This is a genomic window from Micromonospora sp. MA102 (assembly GCF_025460765.1).
Classification (GTDB): Bacteria; Actinomycetota; Actinomycetes; order Mycobacteriales; family Micromonosporaceae; genus Micromonospora; species Micromonospora halotolerans.
This window is the reverse complement of sequence record NZ_JAMWEG010000009.1, coordinates 58,371-80,695: the sequence shown is the minus strand read 5'-3', so window position 1 is coordinate 80,695 and position 22,325 is coordinate 58,371. Positions and strand designations below refer to the sequence as shown.

Below are 22,325 nucleotides of genomic sequence, written 5' to 3'. Positions count from 1 at the left end.
ATGCCCCTCCGGTAGGGGAAGTTTCCGCCCTGCCCGGGGCATGGACGGGGAGGCCGGTGGAATGCCGCTCGGAAGATCGTCGTAACCGGGGAGGCGCGGATGAGCACGCTGACACGCAATCTCAGCGGGTCGCGGGAGATGTTCAAGACGTACTGCCGGCGGGTGGAGGTCCCGGTGCTCGGCGAGGTGGCGGTGCCGCCACCGGACAAGCTGGCCTTCTACGCGGGGCTGGGCGTGCTCGCCGCGCTCCAGGTCATCGAGTGGCCGTTGGCCCTCGTCGTGACGGCCGGGCACCTGCTCATGGACCAGCACTACTCGGGCCTGGTGAACGGGGTGGGCGAGGCGCTCACGGCGGCCTGACGAGACGGGGCTCACCGTTGACCTCAATCCCGGTTGAGGTCCGAGGCTTGAGCCCATGACCGTCACCGCCGCACCGCCGGCCCCGCCCGCACACCTCTGGTCGCCGCGGCTGCGGGCGATGACCGTGGGCAGCGTCGCCCTGGTGTCGCTGCTCGCCTTCGAGGCGCTCGCGGTGGGCACCGCCATGCCGACGGTCGCCCGCACCCTGGACGGTCTCGGCCTCTACGCGCTCGCCTTCGGCGGCCCGTTCGCCTCCGGCGTGGTCGCCATGGTCGCCTCCGGCATCTGGTGCGACGCCCGGGGGCCGCGCCCGGCCATGTGGCACGGGGTCGCCTGGTTCGTGGCGGGACTCGTGGTGGCGGGCGCCGCGCCCACCATGGAGGTACTGGTCGTCGGGCGGGTCGTGCAGGGCTTCGGCTCCGGCCTGCTCTCCGTGGCGCTGTACGTGATCGTCGGGCAGGCGTACCCGGAGGAGCTGCGGCGACGGGTGTTCGCCGCGTTCGCCGCGGCGTGGGTGGTGCCGTCGCTGGTCGGTCCGGCGGTGGCCGGGCTGATCGTCGAGCACCTGGGCTGGCGCTGGGTGTTCCTCGCGGTGCCGGCGGTCGCGGTGCCGGCGGTGCTGCTGGTCCAGCCGGGGCTGCGGGCGTTGGGCGCGGCGGTGCCGGCCCGGCCGCCGGCCGGTGCGCTGGCCCGGATCGGCTGGGCCTGCGGGGCGGGGGCGAGCGCCGCACTGCTGCACTACGGGGGGCAGCAGCGCGGCGCTCTCGCCGCCGGGCTGATCGGTGCGGCGCTGGTCGGGTTGCTGGTCTGCGTACCGCGGCTGCTGCCGGCGGGGTTCCTGCGGGCCGCCCGGGGGCTCCCGACCGTGATCGGCCTGCGCGGCCTGGCCTCGGCGGCGTTCGCCGGGGCGGAGGTGGTGATCCCGCTGATGCTGTCCCGGGAGCGGGGCTTCTCGCCGACCGCGGCCGGGCTGGTGCTGACCGTCGGCGCGCTCTCCTGGTCGGTGGGCTCGTGGATCCAGGGCCGGATCGCCGCGCCACGCTCCGCCGCCACCCTGCCCCGGATCGGGCTGGCCTGCATCGCCGCCGGCACGGCCGGCGTCACGCTGGCCCTCCTGCCGGCCGTGCCGGTGGCGCCCGCGGTGTTCGCCTGGGCCGTCGCCGGCCTCGGCATGGGTCTGCTCTACCCGTCCCTGTCGGTGCTCACCCTGGATCTGTCGGCCCCGGCCGAGCAGGGCCGGAACAGCTCGGCACTGCAACTGGGCGACTCGCTCTCCGCCGCCACGGTGCTGGCGCTGACCGGTGCCGTGCTGGCCGCCGGATCGGCGCCGGGCCGGGCGAGCTACGTGACGACGCTGGCCGTGGCGGCCGGCTGCGGGCTGCTCGGCGTGCTGCTCGCCGGCCGGGTGGTGCTCGCCCGCCGGTGATCCGGGCAAAGCGGGCCCGGGCCGGCTGGCGGCCCGGGAGGATGGGCGGGCCATGAACTTCCTGACCATCCTGCCGCTGGCCGTGGTGATGGTGGCCGGGACGCAGGTGGTCGCGGCGGTCCTCCTCGCCTCGGCCGAGCGGCCTCGGGCCGCTTCGCTCGGGTACCTCGCCGGGGCGGGCGTGGTGGTCGTCGCCGGGGTGACGCTGAGCTGGCTGCTCACCAGGGTGCTCCGCGGTCCGGAGGCGCGAGCGGCAACCGACGTCGCCAGGTTCGAACGGACCGCGATCTGGATCGACTGGGCGGTGCTGGCGTTGCTGGTGGTCCTGGCGGTGGTCGTCTTCCTGCGCCGGCACCGGACCGGCCCGCCCCGCTGGATGGAGCCGCTCCGGCGGGCCGGGCCGGGATACGCCCTGCGGCTCGGGGTGGTGCTCTTCGCCACTGCGCCGAGCGACGACCTCACCATGGCGGCCGTCGGCGCCAGCGTCGCCCGGCACGACCTGGCGTGGTGGCACCTGCTGCCGTTCGTCCTGCTGACTCTCGGGCTGCTCGCCGTGCCGCTGCTCATCCTGCTGCTGGCCCGCGGGCGGGCCGCGACGGCGTTGCCCCGGCTGCGGACCTGGGCCGACCGGCACGGCTGGGTGGTCAGCGAGGTGGTGATCGCGTTCTTCGCGCTGGTGACCGTGCTGGACCTGCTGGAGTCGAGCCGCCGGGGGTGAGCCGCCGCACAGCCGGTCACCTCGGGCCGCCCGGGGCCGTCCAGGAGGGAGCGAGCGCGTGGAGGGGAGTACGAGATGCGGGTGCTGGTGACCGGGGCGAGTGGACGGCTCGGGCGGGTGGCGCTGCCCCGGCTGCGCGACGAGGGCCACACGGTCCGCGCCGTGAGCCGCCGGCCCCGGACCGACGCCGGGGTCGAGTGGGTGGCGGCCGACCTGGCCACCGGTGAGGGGCTGGCCGCGGCGGCCGACGGGATGGAGGCCGTGCTGCACCTGGCCTCCTCGCCGAACCGGCGCACCCACGAGATCGACGTGCTGGGCACCCGCCGGCTGGCGCTGGCCGCCGGGCACGCGGCGGTGGGCCACCTGGTCTACGTCTCGATCGTCGGCGTCGACCGGGTGCCGTTCGGCTACTACCGGCACAAGCTCGCGGCCGAGCAGGTGGTGGCGGCCGGGCCGGTGCCGTGGAGCGTGCTGCGGGCGACCCAGTTCCCGGAGTTCCTGGAGTACCTGTTGCGGGCCGCGAGCCGGTTCGGCCCGGTGCTCGGGGACCCGAAGGTGCTCGCCCAGCCGGTCGACCCCGGCGAGGTGGCGGACCGGCTCGCCGGGATGCTGGCCGCCGGCCCGTCGGGGCGGATCGAGGAGCTCGCCGGCCCGGAGGTGCTCCGCTACGACGAGGCGGCCCGCGCCTGGCGGACGGCCCGGCGGTCGCGCCGTCCGTTGCTGCCGGTGCGGATCCCGGGTCGGCTCGGCCGGGAGTTGCGCGCCGGCGGGCTCACCACCACCGCCACCCCGACCGGCACGCGGACCTGGGCCGACCACCTCGCCGACACGTACGGGGGAACCGGCCGGAGATGAAACCTCTTGCGGTTCCGGGCCGCCCTACCGTGGCCGCATGCTGGTCTTCCTCACCACCGTGATCCTGTACGTCTTCGGCTTCGTCTTCCTCTACGGCGTGATCCGGCTCGGGGTCCGGCACGGCATCGAGGACGTCGAAACCCACCGCGCCCAAGCCCTGCGGGCCGAGGAGCTGGCGGCCCACCAGGACCGGACGTTCGCCCGGGAGAACGCCTTCCTCACCGGCAGCTGAACCGTCGACCTCGTCCGCGATCCGGGCCGGTCGGGACGTCGGTGAGCGGAGCCGCCCGGCGGGTGCGAGGATCGCAGCCGTGATGGGGACGCTGAAGACCGAGCCCGCCCGTACCCGACTGGACCTGCTGGCCGCGCCGGTGGCCGCCGCGATCGAGCGGTGGCCGGACGAGGCTCCGGTGGACGTGGACGACGTGCTGGTCGCCCCGATCGACGCCGAGCTGGCCGACACGGCGGCGTTCTGCGCGGCGTACGAGGTGGGGCTGGAGGAGTCGGCCAACTGCGTGGTGGTCGCCGGCAAGCGGGGCGGCGAGATCCGGTACGCGGCCTGCATCGTGCTCGCCACCACCCGGGCCGACGTGAACGGCGTGGTCCGCCGGATGCTCGACGTGCGCAAGGCGAGCTTCGCGCCGATGGCCGAGGCGGTCGAGCTGACCGGGATGGAGTACGGCGGGATCACCCCGATCGGGCTCCCGGAGGACTGGCCGATCCTGGTCGACTCGCGCGTGATCGCCACGCCGCACGTGATCATCGGCTCCGGCGTACGGCACAGCAAGATCGCGTTGCCCGGGCCGGCGCTCGGCGCGCTGCCCGGGGCAACGGTGGTGGAGGACCTGGCCCGACCGGCCTAGGCCGTCACCCGCATCGATCTTGTTCCACGTGAAACATCACGCGGACGCCTCCCGCTGCGCCACCTCGTGGAGTGCGGCCAGCAGGGTCTCCGGCTCCTGGGCGCCGGTCACGGCGTACTTCCCGGCGAGCACGAAGGTCGGCACGCTGGAGACGCCCAGCTGGTGCGCTTCGCTCAGGTCGGCGGCCACCTCGCGGCGACCGAGGTTCGACTCCAGGTAGTCCCGGGCCTCGGTCTCGTCCAGCCCCACCTCGGCGGCCAGCTTGACCAGCGCGTCGGTCGACCCGACGTCGATCCCGTCCTGGAAGTGCGCCCGGTAGAGCCGCTCGACCAGCTCGGCGGCCCGGCCCCGCTCGGTGGCGAACCGGACCAGCCGGTGCGCCTCGAAGGTGTTCGCGGCCACCGCGCGGTCGAAGTGCATCTCGATCCCCGCACCCTTGGCGACCTGGGTGACGTGGGCGGCCATGCCCTCGGCCTGGTCCCGGCCACCGAACTTCGCGCCCAGCGCCTCGATGAGCGGCTTCGGCTCGGTCACCGGCGTCGGGTCCAGCTGGAACGGCCGGAACCGGACGGTCACCTCGCCGTCGTACCGCTCCAGGGCCTGCTCCAGGCGGCGCTTGCCGATCCAGCACCAGGGGCAGACGACGTCGGCGTAGATCTCGATCTCCATGACCAGCGACAACCCGTCGATCAGGAGATCTGTTCCCGGACCTGCCGCTTCAGCCGGGCCAGGATGGCGCTGCCACCACGGATCCGCAGCGGGCTGATCGCCTGGGCCAGGCCCATCCGCTGGTAGAGGTCGTCCGGCACGGCCAGCACGTCCTCGGCGCTCGCGCCGGCCAGCCCTTCGGCGAGGATGCCGGCGAACGCCCGGGTGGTCGGCGCCTCCGGCGGACAGTCGAAGATGGTGCTCACCGTCCTGTCCGGGTTGACCTCGGCACGCAGGAAGAAGGCGGTCTGGCACTCCGGGACCTGCTCCAGGTCGCCCCGGTCCACGCCCTCGGGCAGCGGCGGGATCACGTCGGAGAACTCCAGCAGCATCTCCAGCACCACGTCGCGCGGGGCGCTGGCGAACTCGTCGACGATCTCGGCCAGCTTGCTCGGCATCTCGGACATGACCGCCAGGCTACCGCCGGCGACCCGGCGCCCTCCGGGGTCGGCCGGGAGGGCACCGGGTCGGGCGGATCACACGTTCGGGGCGGCCTCGCTGATGTCGCTCAGCGCGGAGTTCGGGTCGAGCTGCATCGCCAGGTCGCCGAGCGAGACGATGCCGACCAGCTTGCGGTCGCTGTCGCACACGAGGACGCGCCGGATGTTGCGCTCGCGCATCAGCGCGGCCGCCTCGCCCGCGGTGCAGTGCTGCTCGATCATCACCACCTCGCGGGTGACGATCGAACCGATAGTGGTGCTCCCCGGGTCGGCCCGCTCGGCGACCGCCCGCACCACGATGTCGCGGTCGGTCAACACGCCGGCCAGGGTGGCTCCGTCGGTGACCACGACATCGCCGATGTCCGACTCCTTCATCACCCTGGCCGCCTCGTCCAGGGGGGTCTCCGCGGGCAGGTAGACCACCTGCTTGGTCATCACGTCACTGACCCGGTACATGAGAGCCTCCGAAACACCTTGGTCGATCCGTCTGCGGTACCCCGTGGCGCGTCCGCTACACCCCGTTGCGGCGCGCCCCACGCGACTCGTCGAGCAGGCGCTCGACCAGGCCGTCCACCGGCGACTCGATCCGCTCGCCGGAGGCCCGGTCACGCAGCTCGACGTGCCCCTCGGCCAGCCGGCGGCCGACCACGACGGTGCGCGGGATGCCGATCAGCTCGGCGTCGGTGAACTTCACCCCGGCCGAGACGTGGGTGCGGTCGTCGACCAGCACCCGCAGGCCGGCGGCGGAGAGCCGCCCGCCGAGCTCCAGCGCCGCGTCGAGCTGCGGCCCCTTCCCGGCCGCCACCAGGTGTACGTCGCACGGCGCGACCTCGGCCGGCCAGACCAGCCCCCGGTCGTCGTGGTGCTGCTCGGCGACCGACGCGACCGCTCGCGACACACCGATGCCGTAGCAGCCCATGGTGGGCCGGACCGGCTTGCCCTCCGGGCCGAGCACGTCGACCGCGAACGCGTCGGTGTAGCGGCGTCCGAGCTGGAAGATGTGCCCCACCTCGATGCCCCGGCGCATGGTCAGCTCACCCGTGCCGCAGGCCGGGCAGGGGTCACCGGCGCGCACCTCGGCGGCCTCGATCGTGCCGTCCGGGGTGAAGTCCCGCCCGCAGGCGACGTTCGTGGCGTGCCGGCCCGGCTCGTTGGCGCCGGTCAGCCAACTGGTGCCGGCCACCACCCGTGGGTCGACCAGGTAGCGGATCCCGTGCTTGGCGAGGATCTGCGGACCGAGGTAGCCGCGGACCAGCTCGCGGTGGGCCGGCCAGTCGTCGAAGACCGCCACGGTGGCCGGTGCCAGGGCGGCCTCGACCCGCTTCAGGTCCACCTCGCGGTCGCCGGGCAGGCCGATGACCAGCAGCTCCGCCTGCTCGGCGCCCGGCCGGCGCACGGCCAGCACCACGTTCTTCAACGTGTCGCCGGCGGTCCAGTCGGTCCGGCCGGCCAGCGCGCGGGCGTTGGCCAGCTCGACCAGGGACGCGATGGTCGGCGTCTCCGGGGTGTCGTACACCTCCGCCGCCGGGTGCGCGTCCGGGTCCCCGGCCGCCGGCGCACGGGTCACCACGGCCTCGGTGTTGGCCGCGTAGTCGCAGGCGGTGCAGCCCACGTAGGTGTCCTCGCCGACCGGCGTCGCGGCCAGGAACTCCTCCGACGCCGAGCCGCCCATCGCCCCGGACATCGCGTGCACCACCGTGAAGTCCAGCCCGAGCCGGGTGAAGATCCGCTGGTAGGCCTCGCGGTGCCGGTCGTAGGCCGCCTGGAGCCCGCCCTCGTCCAGGTCGAACGAGTAGGCGTCCTTCATGAGGAACTCGCGCCCGCGCAGCAGGCCGGCCCGCGGCCGGGCCTCGTCCCGGAACTTGGTCTGGATCTGGAACAGCGTCACCGGGAAGTCCCGGTACGAGTTGAACAGGTCCTTCACCAGCAGCGCGGCCATCTCCTCGTGGGTCGGAGCGAGCAGATGCTCGGCACCCTTCCGGTCCTCGAGGGTGAAGATGTCGTCGCCGTACTCCGTCCACCGCCCGCTGGTCCGGTACGGCTCGGCCGGGAGCAGCGCCGGGAAGTGCACCTCCTGGTCGCCGATCGCCGCCATCTCCGTGCGGACGATCTCGGTGACCCGGTCCAGCACCAGCTTGCCCAGCGGCAGCCAGGTGTAGCCGCCCGGTGCGGCCCGGCGGATGTAGCCGGCCCGGAGCAGGAGCCGGTGGCTCGGCACCTCCGCGTCGGCCGGGTCCTCGCGCAGGGTCCGGAGCAGCAGGGTCGACATGCGCAGCAGCATTGAGGCAGCGTACGGCGGGCGGCGTCGGCGGGCGATCGTATTCGTCCCCGTTTCGGGGGATCTCGGCCGGCCGGTGTCCGGGGGTGGAGGCGCCGGTGTGCGGGTAGGAGAGAGGGATGGATGAGAGGCCTCGGCTGACGCTGACGACGACCGTGCTGGACGCGCCCGACGCGCGCGAGCTGGCCGGGTTCTACGAACGGCTGCTCGGGTGGTCGCGGGACGAGGACGAGCCGGACTGGGTCGTCCTGGCCGCCGCCGGGGGCGGTGCCGGGCTGGCATTCCAGACCGAGCCGGCGTACGTACGGCCCGTCTGGCCGGCCGGTCCGGGCGAGCCGCAGATGATGGCCCACCTCGACATCAAGGTCGACGACCTCGACGCGGCGTCGGCGTACGCGGTGTCCCTGGGCGCCACCGTGGCGGACTTCCAGCCCCAGGACGACGTCCGGGTGCACCTCGACCCGGCCGGCCACCCGTTCTGCCTCTACCTCTGAACCGTGGCGACGGCGAGTGGACCTGATGTCGCGAACGACTCACGCCACCACGGGCTGAACGGCGGGCAGGGGCCTCGCGATGAAGGCGCGCCAGGTGGCCGGGGTGAAGGCGGGGGGTCATCGAGGATCGGTGACCTACGCGGAGGGGCGGCCCACCGACCGGTGGTCCGCCCCTTCCCGCGGTCCCGGTCAGCGGAGAACGGTGATCGCCCGGTCTGCGACGACGTGCTTCCAGGGCACGATCACCACGACCCCGTCCCGCTCCATGACCTTTGCCGACTCGCCCTCGAAGCCGGCCGAGAACGGCCCCTCCGCCACCACGCTGACCTTGCCGGTGGCCGGGTCGATGCGGACCAGGCGCGGCGGCTGCTTTTTCCGGTCGCCGGCCTCCCAGGCGAGCACGCCCTGCTCGTCCTGGCGGATCAGCTGGACCTTGCTGCCGCTGTGGCCGGAGGAGATCCAACGCTTCTTGCCGGTGGCCAGGTCGATCGCGAGGATCTGGTTGGCCGACCGCCCGGTGCCTGGCACCGGCTTGGGGAAAGTCGGGAAGTAGAGGGTGTCGTCGGTGACGAGGCACTCGTAGATCGCCGGACCGTCGATGGCGTTGGACCGGTTTGGCGGCACGTCCCACAGCTCGACGCCGTCGATCGGATCGGTGAAGGAGGCCACCTCCTTGCCGGTCCGTGAGTCCCGGATCGTGTACGCGTCATGCCCGAGCCCCGGCAGGCCCACCGCCGGATGCACGCTCAGCACGCCATCGATGAGCTTCGACTCGGGCAGCCGCTGCCGCCAGCGCACCTTGCCGGTGGCCGGGTCGACGCCGTCGACCTCACCGCCCCGGGAACAGCCGTAGGTGACCACGACCAGGTCGTCGGCGGCCCGCATGTCCTTGAATCCGCAGCCGCGGCCCGGCAGCAGTTTCTTCCCGGTGGTGCGCCACAGCTGCTTCCCGTCGGCGAGGGAGAACCCGATCATCGTGTCCTCGGAGCGGACGATCACCTGCTGACCGGCGACCGACAGGTCCGGCGCGGTCAGGGTGTCGCGCCCCTCGATGACCGGCGCGGGGAACCTGGCCTGCCAGGTCACCTTGCCGCTGTTCAGGTCGACCCCGGCGACGGTGTTGCAGGACTTGTCGGAGCCGACCGCAACCGCGCCCCGGCCGTCGGTCACCGCCTGGGCCGCGACGCAGACCGAGGTTCCGTCCGGCGCGGGGGCACCCCAGGCCTGCCCGCCGTCGGAAAGCCGGTAGGCGAGCACCCCGTCCGCCTGCGCCCGTACCACGTTGTCGCCGACCAGCCAGGCGCCGAACATGTCCTCCTGGTCGAACGCGGTGAGTCCGGTCATGTTCTGCCGCTCGGGGAAGTCCAGCACCCAGGCGGTCTTCAGGTCGCCGTCGCCGGAGCTTCCGCCGATCAGCCGGGAGACGCCGTAGGCGGTGCCGGCACCGACGGCCAGCACGGCCACCAGCCCGCCGGCGATCACCAGCGCCAGACGCCCACGCCGCTTGGGCGCCACCGGCCGGGTCGGTGCCGCCCCCGGCCAACCGGGCGGTGGGTACGCGGGCTGACCGGCCACGGGGTACGCCGGCTGACCGGCCACGGGGTACGCCGGCTGACCGGCCTGCGGGGCCGGCGGCCAGCCCGGGTGCCCGCCCTGCGCCGACGGGCCCTGCGGCGGCTGCGGCCAACCCGGCTGCGGGGCTTGTGGTGCCCCTCCCGCCGGAACCTGTGGCGCGGCCTGCGGCGGGACCTGCGCCCCGGACTGTGGCGGCGGGGGCGGCGGGTACTGCGGCTGCGGCGGGACCGGCGGGCCGCCCGGTGCTCCGGGCTGCGGCTGCCAGGGGGACTGCGGGTTCGTCATCGTTCGCTCCTCGGGTTCCCGCTCAGCGCGCCTGCGCCCGCACGTACGCCGCCCAGCCGGTCTGGAACTGGGCCAGCGGGACGCCGAGCACCTGCCGGCTGGCCTGGTCGGCGGTCGCGCCCCGGTAGCGGGCGGTCACGAACTGGAACAGCTTCTGCTCGCCGTACTTCTCCGCGAGGTGGGTCATCGCCGCGTGCCCGAGCCAGTAGTGGAAGCTGGTCCGCCCCGAGAGGTCCCACTCGGCGTTGCCCGGCAGCGTGCCCTCCCAGTCGCCCGAGCGGACGATCGACCGTGCCTGCGGGGTGCGGCCGCTGGACCGCAGCGGCTCACCCCGGTGGGCCAGGTACTCGGCGAAGCCCTCCACGATCCAGTTCTCGATGCCGTCGAAGAAGTCCTGCTTGTCGGCGTCCTCCAGGCTGGCGACCAGGGAGTGGCCCACCTCGTGCCGGAAGATCTCCCGGGGCCCCCGCGTGTTACCGGCGGCGAAGAACGACCGGTCGGCCACGTCGATCACGATCCGGCTGCCGCCGATGTCGATGTCCTGCTTCCGGTCGGCGGAGACCATGCCGATCGAGACGCCGGACTCGGTGGTCTTCTCCTTGTTGATCCGGTAGAGCGAGCCCAGGTCCTGCTTTCCCTTGACCAGGCTGATGACGAAGCCCTTCGGGATGTTCGCGGTGACCCCGCCGGCCTGCCAGGCGGCGAAGTCGTCGGCCACCGCCGCCTCGGCGGCCGGCGCGTACCGCTTCGCCTGAGCGGCCAGCGCGGCGTCGGTGATGACCAGGGTGTGCGCGGTGCGCTCGACGTGGATGTCGCGCCACTTGTCCCAGGGGCCCGGGTAGTAGACCGTCTTCGAGCTGCCCATCGCGGCTGGCGCCCCGGTGACCGCGGTGACCTTGAGCGGGGCGCCCTGGCTCTCCCGGACGACGGTCCAGCGGTACCACTCGGCGACCGGGGTGAGGTCGTACCCCTCGAACTGGTGCACGAAGGAGACGTCGAGCTGGAAGCTGACCCCGCGGCCGAAGCTGTCGGTGGTCCGCCCCTGCTGGGCGATGGTCCGGTACTGGCCGACCGCCAGCGGCAGCTTGCCCAGGTTGGTGAAGAGCCGGGTCTGGCCCGCGACCAGGTCCTTGCGGGCCGGGTCGAAGGGGGCCAGGTAGCCCTTGAGGTCCTTGTCGGCGAGGGCCTTGCTGTGCCGGGCCAGCAGGTCGTCCAGCTCATGCTGGTTGACGGTCACCCCGTTGGCCGCGGCGGCGGCCTTCGGTGCCGCGTCCTCGCCGCGCTTGCTCAACCCCACGCCCACGCCGATCGCCGTGCCGGCACAGAGGGTCAGCGCCAGCGCCCCGGCACCCAGCCCGATCCAGAGGCCGCGCCGCGACTTCGGCGGCGGCGGTGCGGCCGGCGGGTACGGCCCGAAGCCCGGCTGCCCCGGCCCGAACCCCGGCTGCCCGGGCCCGCCCGGGTACGCCCCCGGCGGCGGGTAGCCGGGCGGGGCGGGGACGCCCGGTGGTGCGGCCGGATACGCCTGGCCCGGCGGGTGCGGCTGACCGTCGGCCGGGAAGGTGGCCGGGTGTCCCTGGGTCATGCGTTCCTCGTTCGCGCCGTCGCTGACCAGCCGCGGCGGCGGGCGCCTCCACCGCGGGCCGGATGACGGGCAACATCATCCCCGGTCCCGCGGACGGATTCTGCCCCGGACCCACCAAGCGGGACATTTGTCCCGATGACTCTGCTCACGCCTCGCCGTCGATGACCTCCGCCACGTCCTGCGCGGGGGTCGGGCGGCGAGGGCCCGGTCGGTGCGAGACTGGCCGACGCAGCTCTGCCGGGTCAGTCAGAGGGAGGCGCAGTGCGCTGGCGCAGCTTCGTGGCGGTGGGCGACAGCTTCACCGAGGGTATGGACGACGCGTATCCGGACGGCACCTACCGCGGCTGGGCCGACCTGGTCGCCACCCGGCTCGCCGCCGAGGCCGGCCCCGACTTCGGTTACGCCAACCTGGCCATCCGGGGCCGGCTGTTCCCGAACATCGTGGCCGAGCAGGTGCCGGCCGCCCTGGACATGAAGCCGGACCTGATCAGCTTCGCGGCCGGCGGCAACGACGTGCTGCGCCGTACCTTCGATCCGGATGCCTTCGTGCCGCGCTTCGACGCGGTGATCGGCCGGCTGCGCGCCGGGGGCGCCGACGTGGTGCTGTTCCGGTTCGCCGACGTGATGGCCCGGCTGCCCGGGCAGCGGCTGGTGGCACCCCGGGTGGCTCTGCTCAACCGGGTGGTCGGCGAGGTCGCCGAGCGGCACGGCGCCATCCTGGTCGACCTGTACGCCGACGACACCTACCTCAACCCGATGCTCTGGAGCACCGACCGCCTGCACCTGTCGGCGGCCGGGCACCGGCGGGTGGCCGGGCAGGTGCTCAGCGCGCTCGGCGTGGGCTGCGACGAGGAGTGGCTCATGGTGCCGCCGCATCCGGCGCCTACCCCGTGGCTGGCCGCCCGGGCCGCCGACCTGCGCTGGGCCGGCCAGCACCTGGCCCCCTGGATCAAGCGGCGGTTGACCGGCCGCTCCTCCGGCGACCTGATCACCGCCAAGCGGCCGGTGCTCGGGCCGATCACCCTCGACTGACCGGTGCGGACCCTGCACGCCGCGCCCCTGCTGCGGCTCACCCTCGACGACGAGCCCCGGCCCGGGCACGCCGTGCTGGTGAGCGGCGACCGGATCGAGGCGGTGGCGCCGCTGGACGAGCTGACCGGGGCGTACCCGGAGGTGCGGGTGCGGCGGTGGGCCGGCGCCCTCGGGCCGGCGCTGGTGCACGACGGGCCCCTGCCGCCCGCGCCGAGCCCGCGCGAACGGGTGCACGCCCTGTTCCGGCTCGGTGCCGCCGCGGTGCTCGCCGAGCACGTCACCGACCCGGCGCTGCGGGCCGCCGCCGCGCGCAACGAGGTGGCGGTGCTCGCCGCCGCCCGGCCGCCGGCGCTGGTGGTCGCCGGCCGGGCCGACCTGGCGGTGTTCGCCGCCGACGGCTCCTGCCTGGCCACGGTGGTCGCCGGGCGGCTGGTGCACCGCCGGGCCTGACCGGCGGCCGGGCGCCGGTCAGGAGAGCCAGGTCCACGTCCGGTCCGTGCCCCGGCCGGTGCCCGGAAACACCCCGGTGCTGTTCCCGCCGGGGGTGGTCCGGTCCCGTGCCGTACGGTCGGCGCGATCCTCTGTGGTCGACGGGTCACCACCGTCACGTGCGGCCCGTCACGTTCGCTGCGCCCGATTCGGGATGGCCGGTCGCCGCCCGGTGATCCGGCGTACCTTGGGGCTCATGCCTGTGCCGAGTGATCCGAACCCGCACCTCCAGTCGTACGCCGACCCGCAGCGCCTGGTCACCACGGAGTGGCTGGCCGAGCACCTGGGCGACGAGGGTCTCGTGGTGGTCGAGTCCGACGAGGACGTGCTCCTCTACGACACCGGGCACATCCCCGGCGCCGTGAAGGTCGACTGGCACACCGAGCTGAACGACCAGGTGACCCGGGACTACCTCGACGCCAAGAGCTTCGCCGAGCTGTGCGCGGCCAAGGGCATCGGCCGCGACGACACGGTGGTCTTCTACGGCGACAACTTCAACTGGTGGGCCGCGTACGCCCTCTGGGTGTTCGCGCTCTTCGGCCACGCCGACGTCCGGCTGCTCGACGGTGGCCGGATGAAGTGGGTGGCCGAGGGACGCGAGATGTCGAAGGACACGGTGAACCGGCCGCGCGCCGACTACCCGGTGCCGGCGCGCGACGACGCGCCGATCCGGGCGTTCCGTGACGAGGTGATGGCGCACGTGACCGCCGGCCGGCCGCTGGTCGACGTGCGGTCGCCGGGTGAGTACACCGGCGAGATGCTGCACATGGCGGCCTATCCGCAGGAGGGCGCGCTGCGCGGCGGGCACATCCCGGGCGCGGTGAGCAAGCCGTGGAAGGCCGCCGCGAACGAGGACGGCACCTTCAAGCCGGCGGACGAGCTGCGCGCCATCTACGTCGACCAGCTCGGGCTGAGCCCGTCGGACGACGTGGTGGCCTACTGCCGGATCGGCGAGCGGTCCAGTCACACCTGGTTCGTGCTGCACCACCTGCTCGGGTTCCCGCGGGTCCGCAACTACGACGGCTCGTGGACCGAGTGGGGCAACCTGGTCCGGGCCCCCGTCGCGCGGGGCGAGGAGCCGGGCAGCTTCACCGGCTAGGCCGGTCGACCGGTCAGGTAGCGCTGGAGGGTCGGGGCGACCCAGGCGACCACGTCCTCCGGCGCCATCTCCACCACCGGGGGCAGCCGGACGATGTAGCGGGTGAAGGCCAGCCCGAGGATCTGGCTGGCCACCAGGCCGGCCCGGCGGCCGGTGGTCGCCGGGTCGGTGCCGAAGCCGGCCACGGCGGCGGCGAGCTGGTCGGCGAATATCCGGCGCATCCGCTCGGCCGCGCCCGGGTTGGTGCTCGCGGCGCGGAGCAGCGCCGCGAGGGTCTCGTCCCCCTCCCAGCGGCCGAGGAAGTGGCGGACCAGCGTCTCGCCGAGCCGGTCGGGTGGCACGGCAGCCAGGTCCGGCAGGCGCAGGTCGAACTCGGCCGCCGCGGCGAACAGCCCTTCCTTGCTGCCGTAGTAGCGCATGACCATCGACGGGTCGATGCGCGCGTCGGCGGCGATGGCCCGGATGGTGGCCCGCTCGTAGCCGTCGGCGGCGAAGCGCTCGCGGGCCGCGCGCAGGATGGCCGCCCGGGTGGCGTCGGAGCGCCGGGCGCGGGGTGCCGTGTCGGTCATGCCCACAACTGTAGGCCAACAAGCGTTGACACCGAAACCGCAGCGCGCCTACCGTTGTCAACAAGCGTTGGCAAACAGTTGTTGGCGAACCCGGAGGTGGGCCATGCTGCCCGAGCGCACCGACGTCCTCGTGGTGGGGGGCGGGCCGACCGGCCTGGCCGCCGCCGTCGCCCTGGCCGGGCACGGCGTGACCGCGACCGTGGTGGACCGGCTGCCCGGCCCGCCGCTCACCTCCCGGGCGGCCGTCGTGCACGCCGGCACCCTGGAGGTGCTGGACCGGATCGGCGTCGCCGCACCGCTGGCCGCCCGGGGGCTGCCGTCGACCCGGTTCACCGTCCGCGACCGCGACCGGATGCTGCTCACCGTCCCCTTCGACCGGTTGCCGTCCCGCTACCCGTACGCGCTGCTGGTCTCCCAGGCCGAGACCGAGGCGGTGCTCGCCGACCGGCTCACCGCGCTGGGCGGCCGGGTGCTCCGGCCGTACGAGCTGACCGGCCTCGATCTCGACGGCGCCGGCGCCACCGCGACGTTCGCGGGCGGCGAGACGGTCCGGGCCCGGTGGGTGGTCGGCGCCGACGGCATGCGCAGCCCGGTCCGCGAGCTGGCCGGCATCGACTTCGGCGGGCCGGCCGACCCCGGCGAGTCGTTCCTGCTCGCGGACGTCCGGGTGGACAGCGCGCTGCCCCGTGACCAGGTCAACCTCTTCCTGGCCCGGCAGGGCCCACTGGTCTGGGCGCCACTGCCCGGCGGGCTGGTCCGGCTGGTCGCCGCGGTCGACGACGCGCCGCGCGAGCCGGGGGCACGGCACTTCCAGGCGCTGCTCGACGAGCGGGGGCCGGCCCGGCGCCCGGACCGGGTCACCGACGTGCGCTGGAGTTCCCGGTTCCGGATCCACCACCGGATCGCGAGCAGCTACCGGTCCGGCCCGGTGCTGCTCGCCGGGGACGCGGCGCACGTGCACAGCCCGGCCGGCGGCCAGGGCATGAATCTCGGCCTCCGCGACGCCGTCGCCCTCGGCGACGCCCTCGCGGCGGTGCTCGCCGGCGGTCCCGACACGCTCCTCGACGGGTACGCCGCCGCCCGCCGCCCGCTCGCCGAGGAGGTGCTCGGCTTCGCCGCCGGGCTCACCCGGCTCGCCGCCGTCCCGCCGGTCGCCCGCCCGCTGCGCGACCTGGTGCTCCGGGTCGCCTCCGGACTGCCCCCGGCGCGGCGGCGGCTCGCCGTGCGGCTGGCCGGGTTCGAGCCGGACGGCCGCTGACCCGGGTCAGGCGGCCCCGCGCAGCGTTCCCCACGCGCCGGCGGTGACCAGGGCGAACACGCCCGCCGCCGCGCCGACCACCCAGCCCACGCCGTACGCCTCGCCGGCCAACCCGGCCAGCGCCGCCCCGAGCGGTGCGGCGGCCAGGCCGATCACCCGCTGCGCCGCGCCGACCCGCCCGAGCAGTTCCGCCGGCACGTGCCCCTGCCCGTACGCGGACCACAGGCTGTTCCAGATCGTCGTGCCGGCGGCGAACGCGGCCAGCGCCACGCGCCCGGCCAGCGGGCCGCGGGCCAGGGCGAACCCGGCCAGCGCCACGGTCTGCCCGAGCAGCACCGCGCGCAGCGCGGGCAGCGTGCCGAGCCGGGTCGCCACCCGCCCGGCCACCAGTGCACCGAGCAGCCCACCGATCACCACGCCCGCCGCGAACAGCCCGTACGCCTGCGCCGGCACCCGCAGCGCCCCGAGCGCGTAGAGCACCAGCACGGCCATCAAACCGCTGATCGCCAGGTTCGACCCCGCCGCGGCGAGGGTGACCCCCCACAGCACCCGGTCCCGGCGCACCCACCGCACCCCGGCCCACGCCTCCCGCCACACCCCGGACGCCGCCGGCCGGGGCGGCGCCGCCGGCAGCGGACGGAGGGCGAGGGCGAGAGCGGCCGCGAGGGCGAAGGTGAGCGCGTCCACGGCGAAGGGGAGCGCCGCGGCCAGGGCGAAGAGGACGCCGGCCAGCGGGGCGCCGAGGAGCCCACCGGCCACGGCCGTGCCGGCCTGGAGCCGGCCGTTGGCAGCGGGCAGCGCGGCCCGCGACACCAGCGACGGCAGCAGCGCGAAGGCGGACGCGTCGAAGAGCGTGCCCAGGGTGGCGAGCAGGAACGCGGCGGCGGCCAGCGCGGCGACCCCGGCCCGGCCGGAGGCGACCAGCCCGGCCAGCGCGGCCACCACCACGGCCCGGGCCCCGTCCACCGCCGCCATCGTGCGGCGCCGGTCCCACCGGTCGGCGTACGCGCCGCCGAGCAGCCCGAACAGCAGCGGCGGGAGCTGTCCCGCCACGGTCACCGCGGCGATCGCCCGGGGGTCGCGGGTGAGCGCGGCGGCCAGCAGGGCCAGGGCCGGCGTACGCAGCGCGTCGCCGAACCGGGACGAGACGGCGGCGGACCAGAGCAGGCGGTAGTCCCGGCCGAGCACGGTGGCGGTCATGCCGACGGACCCTGCGGCCTGAACCGGGTCGAGGGTCAAGCGGCCCGGGATGTGAGGCGACCGACGGGTAACCGAGACTCCACCAGCTTGGGTACGCGGTCTAGGCTGGTCCGGTGGCGGTGGAACAGCAGGCGCGGGGCGCGGCGAACGGCGCGACGGGTGCGGGCCGGCGCCGGTCCCGGCGCGACGAGATCCTGGAGATCGCGGTCGGGCTCTTCGCGGCGCGGGGCTACCACGGGGTGTCGATGGACGACATCGGCGCCGCCGCCGGTGTCACCGGCCCGGCGCTCTACCACCACTTCGCCGGCAAGGAGGCGATGCTGGCCGCCGCGCTGATCCCGGTCAGCGAGGGGCTGCTCGCCGGCGGCCGGGAACGGGCCGCCAACCACCCCGACGACCCGCGCGGCACGCTGGAGTCGCTGATCGACTTCCACGTCGACTTCGCGCTGGCCAACCCGGCGGTGATCGCCCTGCACCTGCACGAGCTGGACCGCCTCCCGGACGAGCCGCGCCGCCGGATCCGCCGGCTCCAGCGGATGTACGTCGAGGAGTGGGTCACCGTGCTGACCGCCCTGCACCCCGGGCTGCCGGACGGCGAGGCACGGGTGCTCGCGCACGCGGCGTTCGGCCTCATGAACTCCACCCCGTTCCTCGGTGGCGAGGTGGACCGCCGCCGCCGGGCCGAGCTGCTGCGGGGCGCCACGCTTGCCGCGCTGCTGGCCCCCACCGACCCGGCCTGACACGCGGCGCGCCTTAACGCCCGTTAAGCGTGCGCGTCGTCGGCGTGTTAAGAAGGGGCCCCTGCTATGCAAGAGGCGTCAAGAAGGGACCCTTCCTTGTTCGAATCGCTGTTGGTGGCCAACCGGGGCGAGATCGCGCGCCGGATCATCCGCACCGCGAAGAGGCTCGGAATCCGGGCGATCGCGGTGCACTCGGAGGCCGACGCCGGCCTGCCCTTCGTGACCGAGGCCGACCAGGCGGTCTGCGTCGGCCCGGCCAATCCCGCGCTCAGCTACCGCAACGTCGAGGCGATCCTCGCCGCCGCGAAGGACACCGGCGCCCAGGCGATCCACCCCGGCTACGGCTTCCTGTCCGAGAACGCGGACTTCGCCCGTACCGTCCAGGCCAGCGGCCTGATCTGGGTCGGGCCCGGCGCGGACGCGATCACCGCGATGGGCGACAAGATCAACGCGCGGAACCTGATGGCGGCGGCCGGGGTGCCGGTCGCGCCGGGCACCACCGAGCCGGCGGCCGACCTGGACGCGGCGGTCACCGCCGCCGCGGAGATCGGCTACCCGGTGATGGTCAAGGCCGCAGCCGGTGGCGGCGGCATGGGCATGGGCGTGGCGACCGACGAGGCCGCGCTGCGCTCCGAGTACGACAAGGTCCGCTCGTTCGCCGAGCGGATGTTCGGCGACGGCTCGGTGCTGATCGAGCGGTACTTTCCCCGGGTGCGCCACGTCGAGGTGCAGATCCTCGGCCTGGCCGACGGCCGGGTGGTGGCCCTCGGCGAGCGGGAGTGCTCGGTGCAGCGGCGCAACCAGAAGCTGGTCGAGGAGTCCCCGTCCCCGGCGGTGTCGCCCGAGCTGCGTGAGCGGTTCCTGGCGGCGGCGGTCCGGGCGGGCGAGGCGGTCAACTACCGCAACGCCGGCACGGTCGAGTGCCTTCTCGATCCCGCGTCCGGTGAGTTCTTCTTCCTGGAGATGAACACGCGGCTGCAGGTCGAGCACCCGGTCACCGAGTACGTCTACGGCGTCGACCTGGTCGAGGAGCAGTTGCGGGTGGCCGCCGGCCTGGCCCCGACCTTCGACCCGGACGCGCTCGCGCCGCGCGGGCACGCCATCGAGCTGCGGATCAACGCCGAGGACCCGAAGCGCTTCCTGCCCGGCCCGGGCGCGATCAGCACCTGGAACGAGCCGGCCGGCGAGGGCGTACGCGTCGACTCCGGCTACGTCGCCGGCAACACGGTCACCCCGTTCTACGACAGCCTGCTGGCCAAGCTGATCGTCAGTGGCCGAGATCGAACCGAGGCGGTCGAGCGCGCGCGGGCCGCGGTGGCCCAGTTCGAGATCGCCGGCCCGAAGAACAACCTCCCCTTCTTCGCCGAGCTGCTGGAGAACCCGGAGTTCCTGTCGGGCGACTACGACACCGGCATCGTCTCCCGCATGCGCTGACCCCACCCCCACCCCCACCCGCCTCCTGCTGTGGTTGATCATGAAGTTAGCGGCGACAAAAAGGGCAGAATCTGCCGCTAACTTCATGATCACCGGGGCGTCGGGGACGGGTGGGATGCTGGGAGGACCCATCACCCAACACCGTCACAGTGAGGTGACCCCTTATGGCGGAACTGCCGGAGTTCGTCTCCATCCGGGAGGTCGGGCCGCGGGACGGGCTCCAGAACGAGGAGCCGATTCCCACCGAGGCCAAGGTGCGGCTGCTGGATGCCCTCTCGGGCACCGGCGTGCGGCGGATCGAGGCGGTGTCCTTCGTGCACCCGAAGGCGATCCCGCAGATGGCCGACGCCGACGAGGTGTGGCAGCGGGCCGCAAAGGCCGACGGCGTGCGCTACTCGGCGCTGGTGCCGAACACCCGGGGCGCGCAGCGCGCCCTCGCCGCCGGCTTCACCGAGATCGAGGTGGTGGTCTCGGCCAGCGACACGCACAACCGGCGCAACGTCAACCGGTCCACCGAGGAGTCGCTCGACGACATCGCGGAGCTGATCGACCTGCTGCACGGCGCGGGCGCGACCGCCGAGGTGATCGTGGCGACCAGCTTCGGCTGCCCGTACGAGGGTGACGTCGACCCGAAGCGGGTGGCCGGCATCGTCGACCGGGTGGTCCGGGACGGCGCCGACCGGGTGGCCTTCGGTGACACCACCGGCATGGGTACGCCCCGGCGGGTCCGCGAGCTGGTCACCGCGGTTCGCGACCGCAACGCCCACCTGCCGGTGCTGCTGCACTTCCACAACACCCGGGGCACCGCGCTGGCCAACATGCTCACCGCCATGGAGCTGGGCATCACCGAGTTCGACGCCAGCGTGGGCGGCCTCGGCGGCTGCCCGTACGCCCCCGGCGCCAGCGGCAACCTCGCCACCGAGGAGGCCGTGCACATGCTGCACGACATGGGCATCGACACCGGCATCGACCTGGCCGCCCTGATCGAGGCGGCCGAGCTGGCCGAGCGGCTGGTCGGCAAGAAGCTGCCGTCCGGCGTCCTCCGCGCCGGACCCCGCACCCGCCTCACCCCGATCCCCTCCTGACCGTCCACCCCGACCACCCGCCCGCGGTGATCATGAAGTTGTTGCCGCGACACGCCGCGGCCGAGGGCAACAACTTCATGATCATTGGGGTGGGTGGGAGGGGGTGGCAGGGGTGTGGCCGGATGGTAGGTCGCCGGAGGGGCGGGAATGCGCTAGCCTAACGATCGTTCAGGTCGGTCGGCGCGCTCACGAGGCGGCCGGTGGCAATGGGAGTCGGCGTGACGCTCGACGGTGAGGCCCTGGAGCAGCTGCGCAAGCGCGCCCGGGCCGGCGGTGCGGACAAGTACCACGCGGCGAACGCCGCGAAGGGCAAGCTCTTCGCCCGCGAGCGGGTCGCGTACCTGGTCGACGAGGGCTCCTTCGTCGAGGACGGGCTCTACGCCAACGCGATGGCCGAGGGGCTGCCCGCCGACGGCGTGGTCACCGGCACGGCCACCATCGACGGCCGGCCGGTCTGCCTCATGGCGAACGACTCCACGGTGAAGGCCGGCAGTTGGGGCGCCCGGACCGTCGAGAAGATCATCCGGATCATCGAGCGGGCCTACTCGACAAGCGTGCCGATGGTCTACCTGGTCGACTCGGCCGGCGCCCGGATCACCGACCAGGTCGACCTGTTCCCCGGCCGGCGCGGCGCCGGCAAGATCTTCTGGAACCAGGTTCGCGCCTCGGGCGCGATCCCGCAGGTCTGCGCCCTGTTCGGGCCGAGCGCGGCGGGTGGGGCCTACATCCCGGCGTTCTGCGACGTGGTGGCCATGGTCGACGGCAACGCCAGCATGTACCTGGGCTCCGACCGGATGGTCGAGATGGTCACCGGCGAGAAGACCACGCTGGAGGCGATGGGCGGGGCCAAGGTGCACTGCGCCGAGTCCGGCGTGGGGCACTTCCTCTGCAAGACCGAGGCCGAGGCGCTCGACGTGGTCAAGCGCTACCTGTCCTACCTGCCGACCAACTGGACCCAGACCCCGCCCGCCGTCGAGGCGGCGCCCGCGCCGGAGAAGGCCGACCTGGCCGCGCTGGTCCCGGTCAGTGAGCGGCAGGCGTTCGACATGCGCCGGTACGTCAAGGGCCTGCTCGACGAGGGCAGCTTCTTCGAGATCCAGGCGCTCTGGGCCAAGGAGCTGACCATCGGCTTCGGCCGGCTGAACGGCGAGGTCGTCGGCGTGGTCGGCAACAACTCGATGTTCAAGGGCGGCGTGCTCTTCGTCGACTCGGCCGACAAGGCGACCCGGTTCGTGCAGCTCTGCGACGCGTTCAACGTGCCGCTGCTGTTCCTGTCCGACGTGCCCGGGTTCATGGTCGGCAGCGCGGTGGAGAAGCAGGGCATCATCCGGCACGGCGCCAAGATGATCACGGCGATCTCCGAGGCGACCGTACCCAAGATCTGTGTGGTGGTCCGCAAGGCCTACGGCGCCGGCCTCTACGCGATGGCCGGCCCCGGTTTCGAGCCGGACGCGACGATCGCCCTGCCCACCGCGAAGATCGCGGTGATGGGGGCGGAGGCCGCGGTCAACGCCGTCTACGCCAACAAGATCGCCGCGATCGCGGACGAGGCCGAGCGGGCCGCGTTCGTCGCCGCGAAGCGCGAGGAGTACGAGCGCGACATCGACATCGTCCGGCTCGCCAGCGAGCTGGTGGTGGACGCCATCGTCGAGCCGCACGAGCTGCGTGCCGAACTGGTCCGCCGGTTCGCCGCCGCGCGCGGCAAGGAGCGGCACTTCGCGAGGCGCCGGCACGGCGTCACCCCGGTCTGACCGCACCCCGACCCGCACCACCCGACCCGGCGCCACGAGCGCCCGGCGGCCCGTCCACAGAGGCATCCCATCAGGAGGATC

Annotated in this window: 23 protein-coding genes; 15 read left to right on the top strand and 8 right to left on the bottom strand. The window is 74.0% G+C overall.

Features of this window, described 5'->3' with window-relative positions; translation table 11 throughout:
* The first annotated feature begins 99 nt into the window (after positions 1-99).
* From NFX44_RS19390 to NFX44_RS19365, 6 genes are all read left to right on the top strand, one after another.
* A complete protein-coding gene (locus NFX44_RS19390; RefSeq protein ID WP_262284973.1) occupies positions 100-360 on the top strand; it encodes a hypothetical protein in 261 nt (86 codons plus the stop codon).
* A 55-nt stretch (positions 361-415) separates the two neighbouring features.
* Entirely contained in the window at positions 416-1,786 is a 1,371-nt protein-coding gene (locus tag NFX44_RS19385; protein WP_262284972.1) for an MFS transporter, read from the top strand.
* A 52-nt stretch (positions 1,787-1,838) separates the two neighbouring features.
* Positions 1,839-2,504 carry a GAP family protein gene (locus NFX44_RS19380; RefSeq protein WP_262284971.1) on the top strand — a complete coding sequence of 222 codons (666 nt, stop codon included), beginning with the start codon at positions 1,839-1,841 and terminating at the stop codon, positions 2,502-2,504.
* A 75-nt stretch (positions 2,505-2,579) separates the two neighbouring features.
* The gene (locus NFX44_RS19375; RefSeq protein ID WP_262284970.1) at positions 2,580-3,359 is read left to right on the top strand and encodes an SDR family oxidoreductase; all 780 of its coding nucleotides are present in this window, start codon (positions 2,580-2,582) and stop codon (positions 3,357-3,359) included.
* Positions 3,360-3,396: 37 nt separating this feature from the next.
* Positions 3,397-3,591, top strand: a complete 195-nt coding sequence (locus NFX44_RS19370; protein WP_262284969.1) for a hypothetical protein — start codon at positions 3,397-3,399, stop codon at positions 3,589-3,591.
* Positions 3,592-3,673: 82 nt separating this feature from the next.
* Positions 3,674-4,222, top strand: a complete 549-nt coding sequence (locus NFX44_RS19365) for a YbaK/EbsC family protein (RefSeq protein ID WP_262285164.1) — start codon at positions 3,674-3,676, stop codon at positions 4,220-4,222.
* Between the two features lie 36 nt (positions 4,223-4,258).
* Here NFX44_RS19365 and NFX44_RS19360 read toward each other — a convergent pair whose 3' ends face one another.
* The 4 genes from NFX44_RS19360 to NFX44_RS19345 form a co-directional block, all read right to left on the bottom strand.
* Positions 4,259-4,891 carry a DsbA family protein gene (locus NFX44_RS19360; protein WP_262284968.1) on the bottom strand — a complete coding sequence of 211 codons (633 nt, stop codon included), beginning with the start codon at positions 4,889-4,891 and terminating at the stop codon, positions 4,259-4,261.
* A 20-nt stretch (positions 4,892-4,911) separates the two neighbouring features.
* On the bottom strand, positions 4,912-5,337 hold the full coding sequence (locus NFX44_RS19355; protein ID WP_262284967.1) for a SufE family protein: 426 nt from the start codon (positions 5,335-5,337) through the stop codon (positions 4,912-4,914).
* A 69-nt stretch (positions 5,338-5,406) separates the two neighbouring features.
* A complete protein-coding gene (locus NFX44_RS19350) occupies positions 5,407-5,826 on the bottom strand; it encodes a CBS domain-containing protein (protein ID WP_151460556.1) in 420 nt (139 codons plus the stop codon).
* A gap of 55 nt (positions 5,827-5,881) precedes the next feature.
* A complete protein-coding gene (locus NFX44_RS19345) occupies positions 5,882-7,651 on the bottom strand; it encodes a proline--tRNA ligase (RefSeq protein WP_262284966.1) in 1,770 nt (589 codons plus the stop codon).
* A gap of 116 nt (positions 7,652-7,767) precedes the next feature.
* Between NFX44_RS19345 and NFX44_RS19340 the strand changes: the two genes are divergently transcribed.
* Entirely contained in the window at positions 7,768-8,142 is a 375-nt protein-coding gene (locus NFX44_RS19340) for a VOC family protein (protein WP_262284965.1), read from the top strand.
* A 189-nt stretch (positions 8,143-8,331) separates the two neighbouring features.
* Here NFX44_RS19340 and NFX44_RS19335 read toward each other — a convergent pair whose 3' ends face one another.
* Positions 8,332-10,002, bottom strand: coding sequence for a PQQ-binding-like beta-propeller repeat protein (locus tag NFX44_RS19335; protein ID WP_262284964.1), 1,671 nt, complete (start codon positions 10,000-10,002; stop codon positions 8,332-8,334).
* A gap of 22 nt (positions 10,003-10,024) precedes the next feature.
* Positions 10,025-11,587, bottom strand: coding sequence for a hypothetical protein (locus tag NFX44_RS19330; protein ID WP_262284963.1), 1,563 nt, complete (start codon positions 11,585-11,587; stop codon positions 10,025-10,027).
* A gap of 261 nt (positions 11,588-11,848) precedes the next feature.
* Between NFX44_RS19330 and NFX44_RS19325 the strand changes: the two genes are divergently transcribed.
* The 3 genes from NFX44_RS19325 to NFX44_RS19315 all read left to right on the top strand — a co-directional run bounded on the left by NFX44_RS19325 (position 11,849) and on the right by NFX44_RS19315 (position 14,207).
* On the top strand, positions 11,849-12,619 hold the full coding sequence (locus NFX44_RS19325; RefSeq protein WP_262284962.1) for an SGNH/GDSL hydrolase family protein: 771 nt from the start codon (positions 11,849-11,851) through the stop codon (positions 12,617-12,619).
* Between the two features lie 3 nt (positions 12,620-12,622).
* Complete coding sequence (locus tag NFX44_RS19320; RefSeq protein ID WP_262284961.1) at positions 12,623-13,069, top strand: hypothetical protein; 447 nt, start codon at positions 12,623-12,625, stop codon at positions 13,067-13,069.
* Between the two features lie 235 nt (positions 13,070-13,304).
* A complete protein-coding gene (locus NFX44_RS19315; protein ID WP_262284960.1) occupies positions 13,305-14,207 on the top strand; it encodes a sulfurtransferase in 903 nt (300 codons plus the stop codon).
* Here NFX44_RS19315 and NFX44_RS19310 read toward each other — a convergent pair.
* Entirely contained in the window at positions 14,204-14,776 is a 573-nt protein-coding gene (locus tag NFX44_RS19310; RefSeq protein WP_262284959.1) for a TetR family transcriptional regulator, read from the bottom strand. The genes NFX44_RS19315 and NFX44_RS19310 overlap by 4 nt on opposite strands.
* Positions 14,777-14,879: 103 nt before the next feature.
* Between NFX44_RS19310 and NFX44_RS19305 the strand changes: the two genes are divergently transcribed.
* Positions 14,880-16,034: an FAD-dependent monooxygenase gene (locus NFX44_RS19305; protein WP_262284958.1), complete on the top strand. Its 1,155-nt coding sequence runs from the start codon at positions 14,880-14,882 to the stop codon at positions 16,032-16,034.
* A 6-nt stretch (positions 16,035-16,040) separates the two neighbouring features.
* Here NFX44_RS19305 and NFX44_RS19300 read toward each other — a convergent pair whose 3' ends face one another.
* Entirely contained in the window at positions 16,041-17,234 is a 1,194-nt protein-coding gene (locus tag NFX44_RS19300) for an MFS transporter (RefSeq protein ID WP_262284957.1), read from the bottom strand.
* 113 nt (positions 17,235-17,347) lie between these two features.
* Between NFX44_RS19300 and NFX44_RS19295 the strand changes: the two genes are divergently transcribed.
* From NFX44_RS19295 to NFX44_RS19280, 4 genes are all read left to right on the top strand, one after another.
* Positions 17,348-17,974, top strand: a complete 627-nt coding sequence (locus NFX44_RS19295) for a TetR/AcrR family transcriptional regulator (protein WP_262284956.1) — start codon at positions 17,348-17,350, stop codon at positions 17,972-17,974.
* Positions 17,975-18,070: 96 nt separating this feature from the next.
* Positions 18,071-19,408, top strand: a complete 1,338-nt coding sequence (locus NFX44_RS19290) for an acetyl/propionyl/methylcrotonyl-CoA carboxylase subunit alpha (RefSeq protein WP_262284955.1) — start codon at positions 18,071-18,073, stop codon at positions 19,406-19,408.
* A 164-nt stretch (positions 19,409-19,572) separates the two neighbouring features.
* Complete coding sequence (locus NFX44_RS19285) at positions 19,573-20,493, top strand: hydroxymethylglutaryl-CoA lyase (RefSeq protein WP_262284954.1); 921 nt, start codon at positions 19,573-19,575, stop codon at positions 20,491-20,493.
* A 218-nt stretch (positions 20,494-20,711) separates the two neighbouring features.
* Entirely contained in the window at positions 20,712-22,244 is a 1,533-nt protein-coding gene (locus tag NFX44_RS19280) for an acyl-CoA carboxylase subunit beta (RefSeq protein ID WP_262284953.1), read from the top strand.
* Positions 22,245-22,325: the final 81 nt, after the last annotated feature.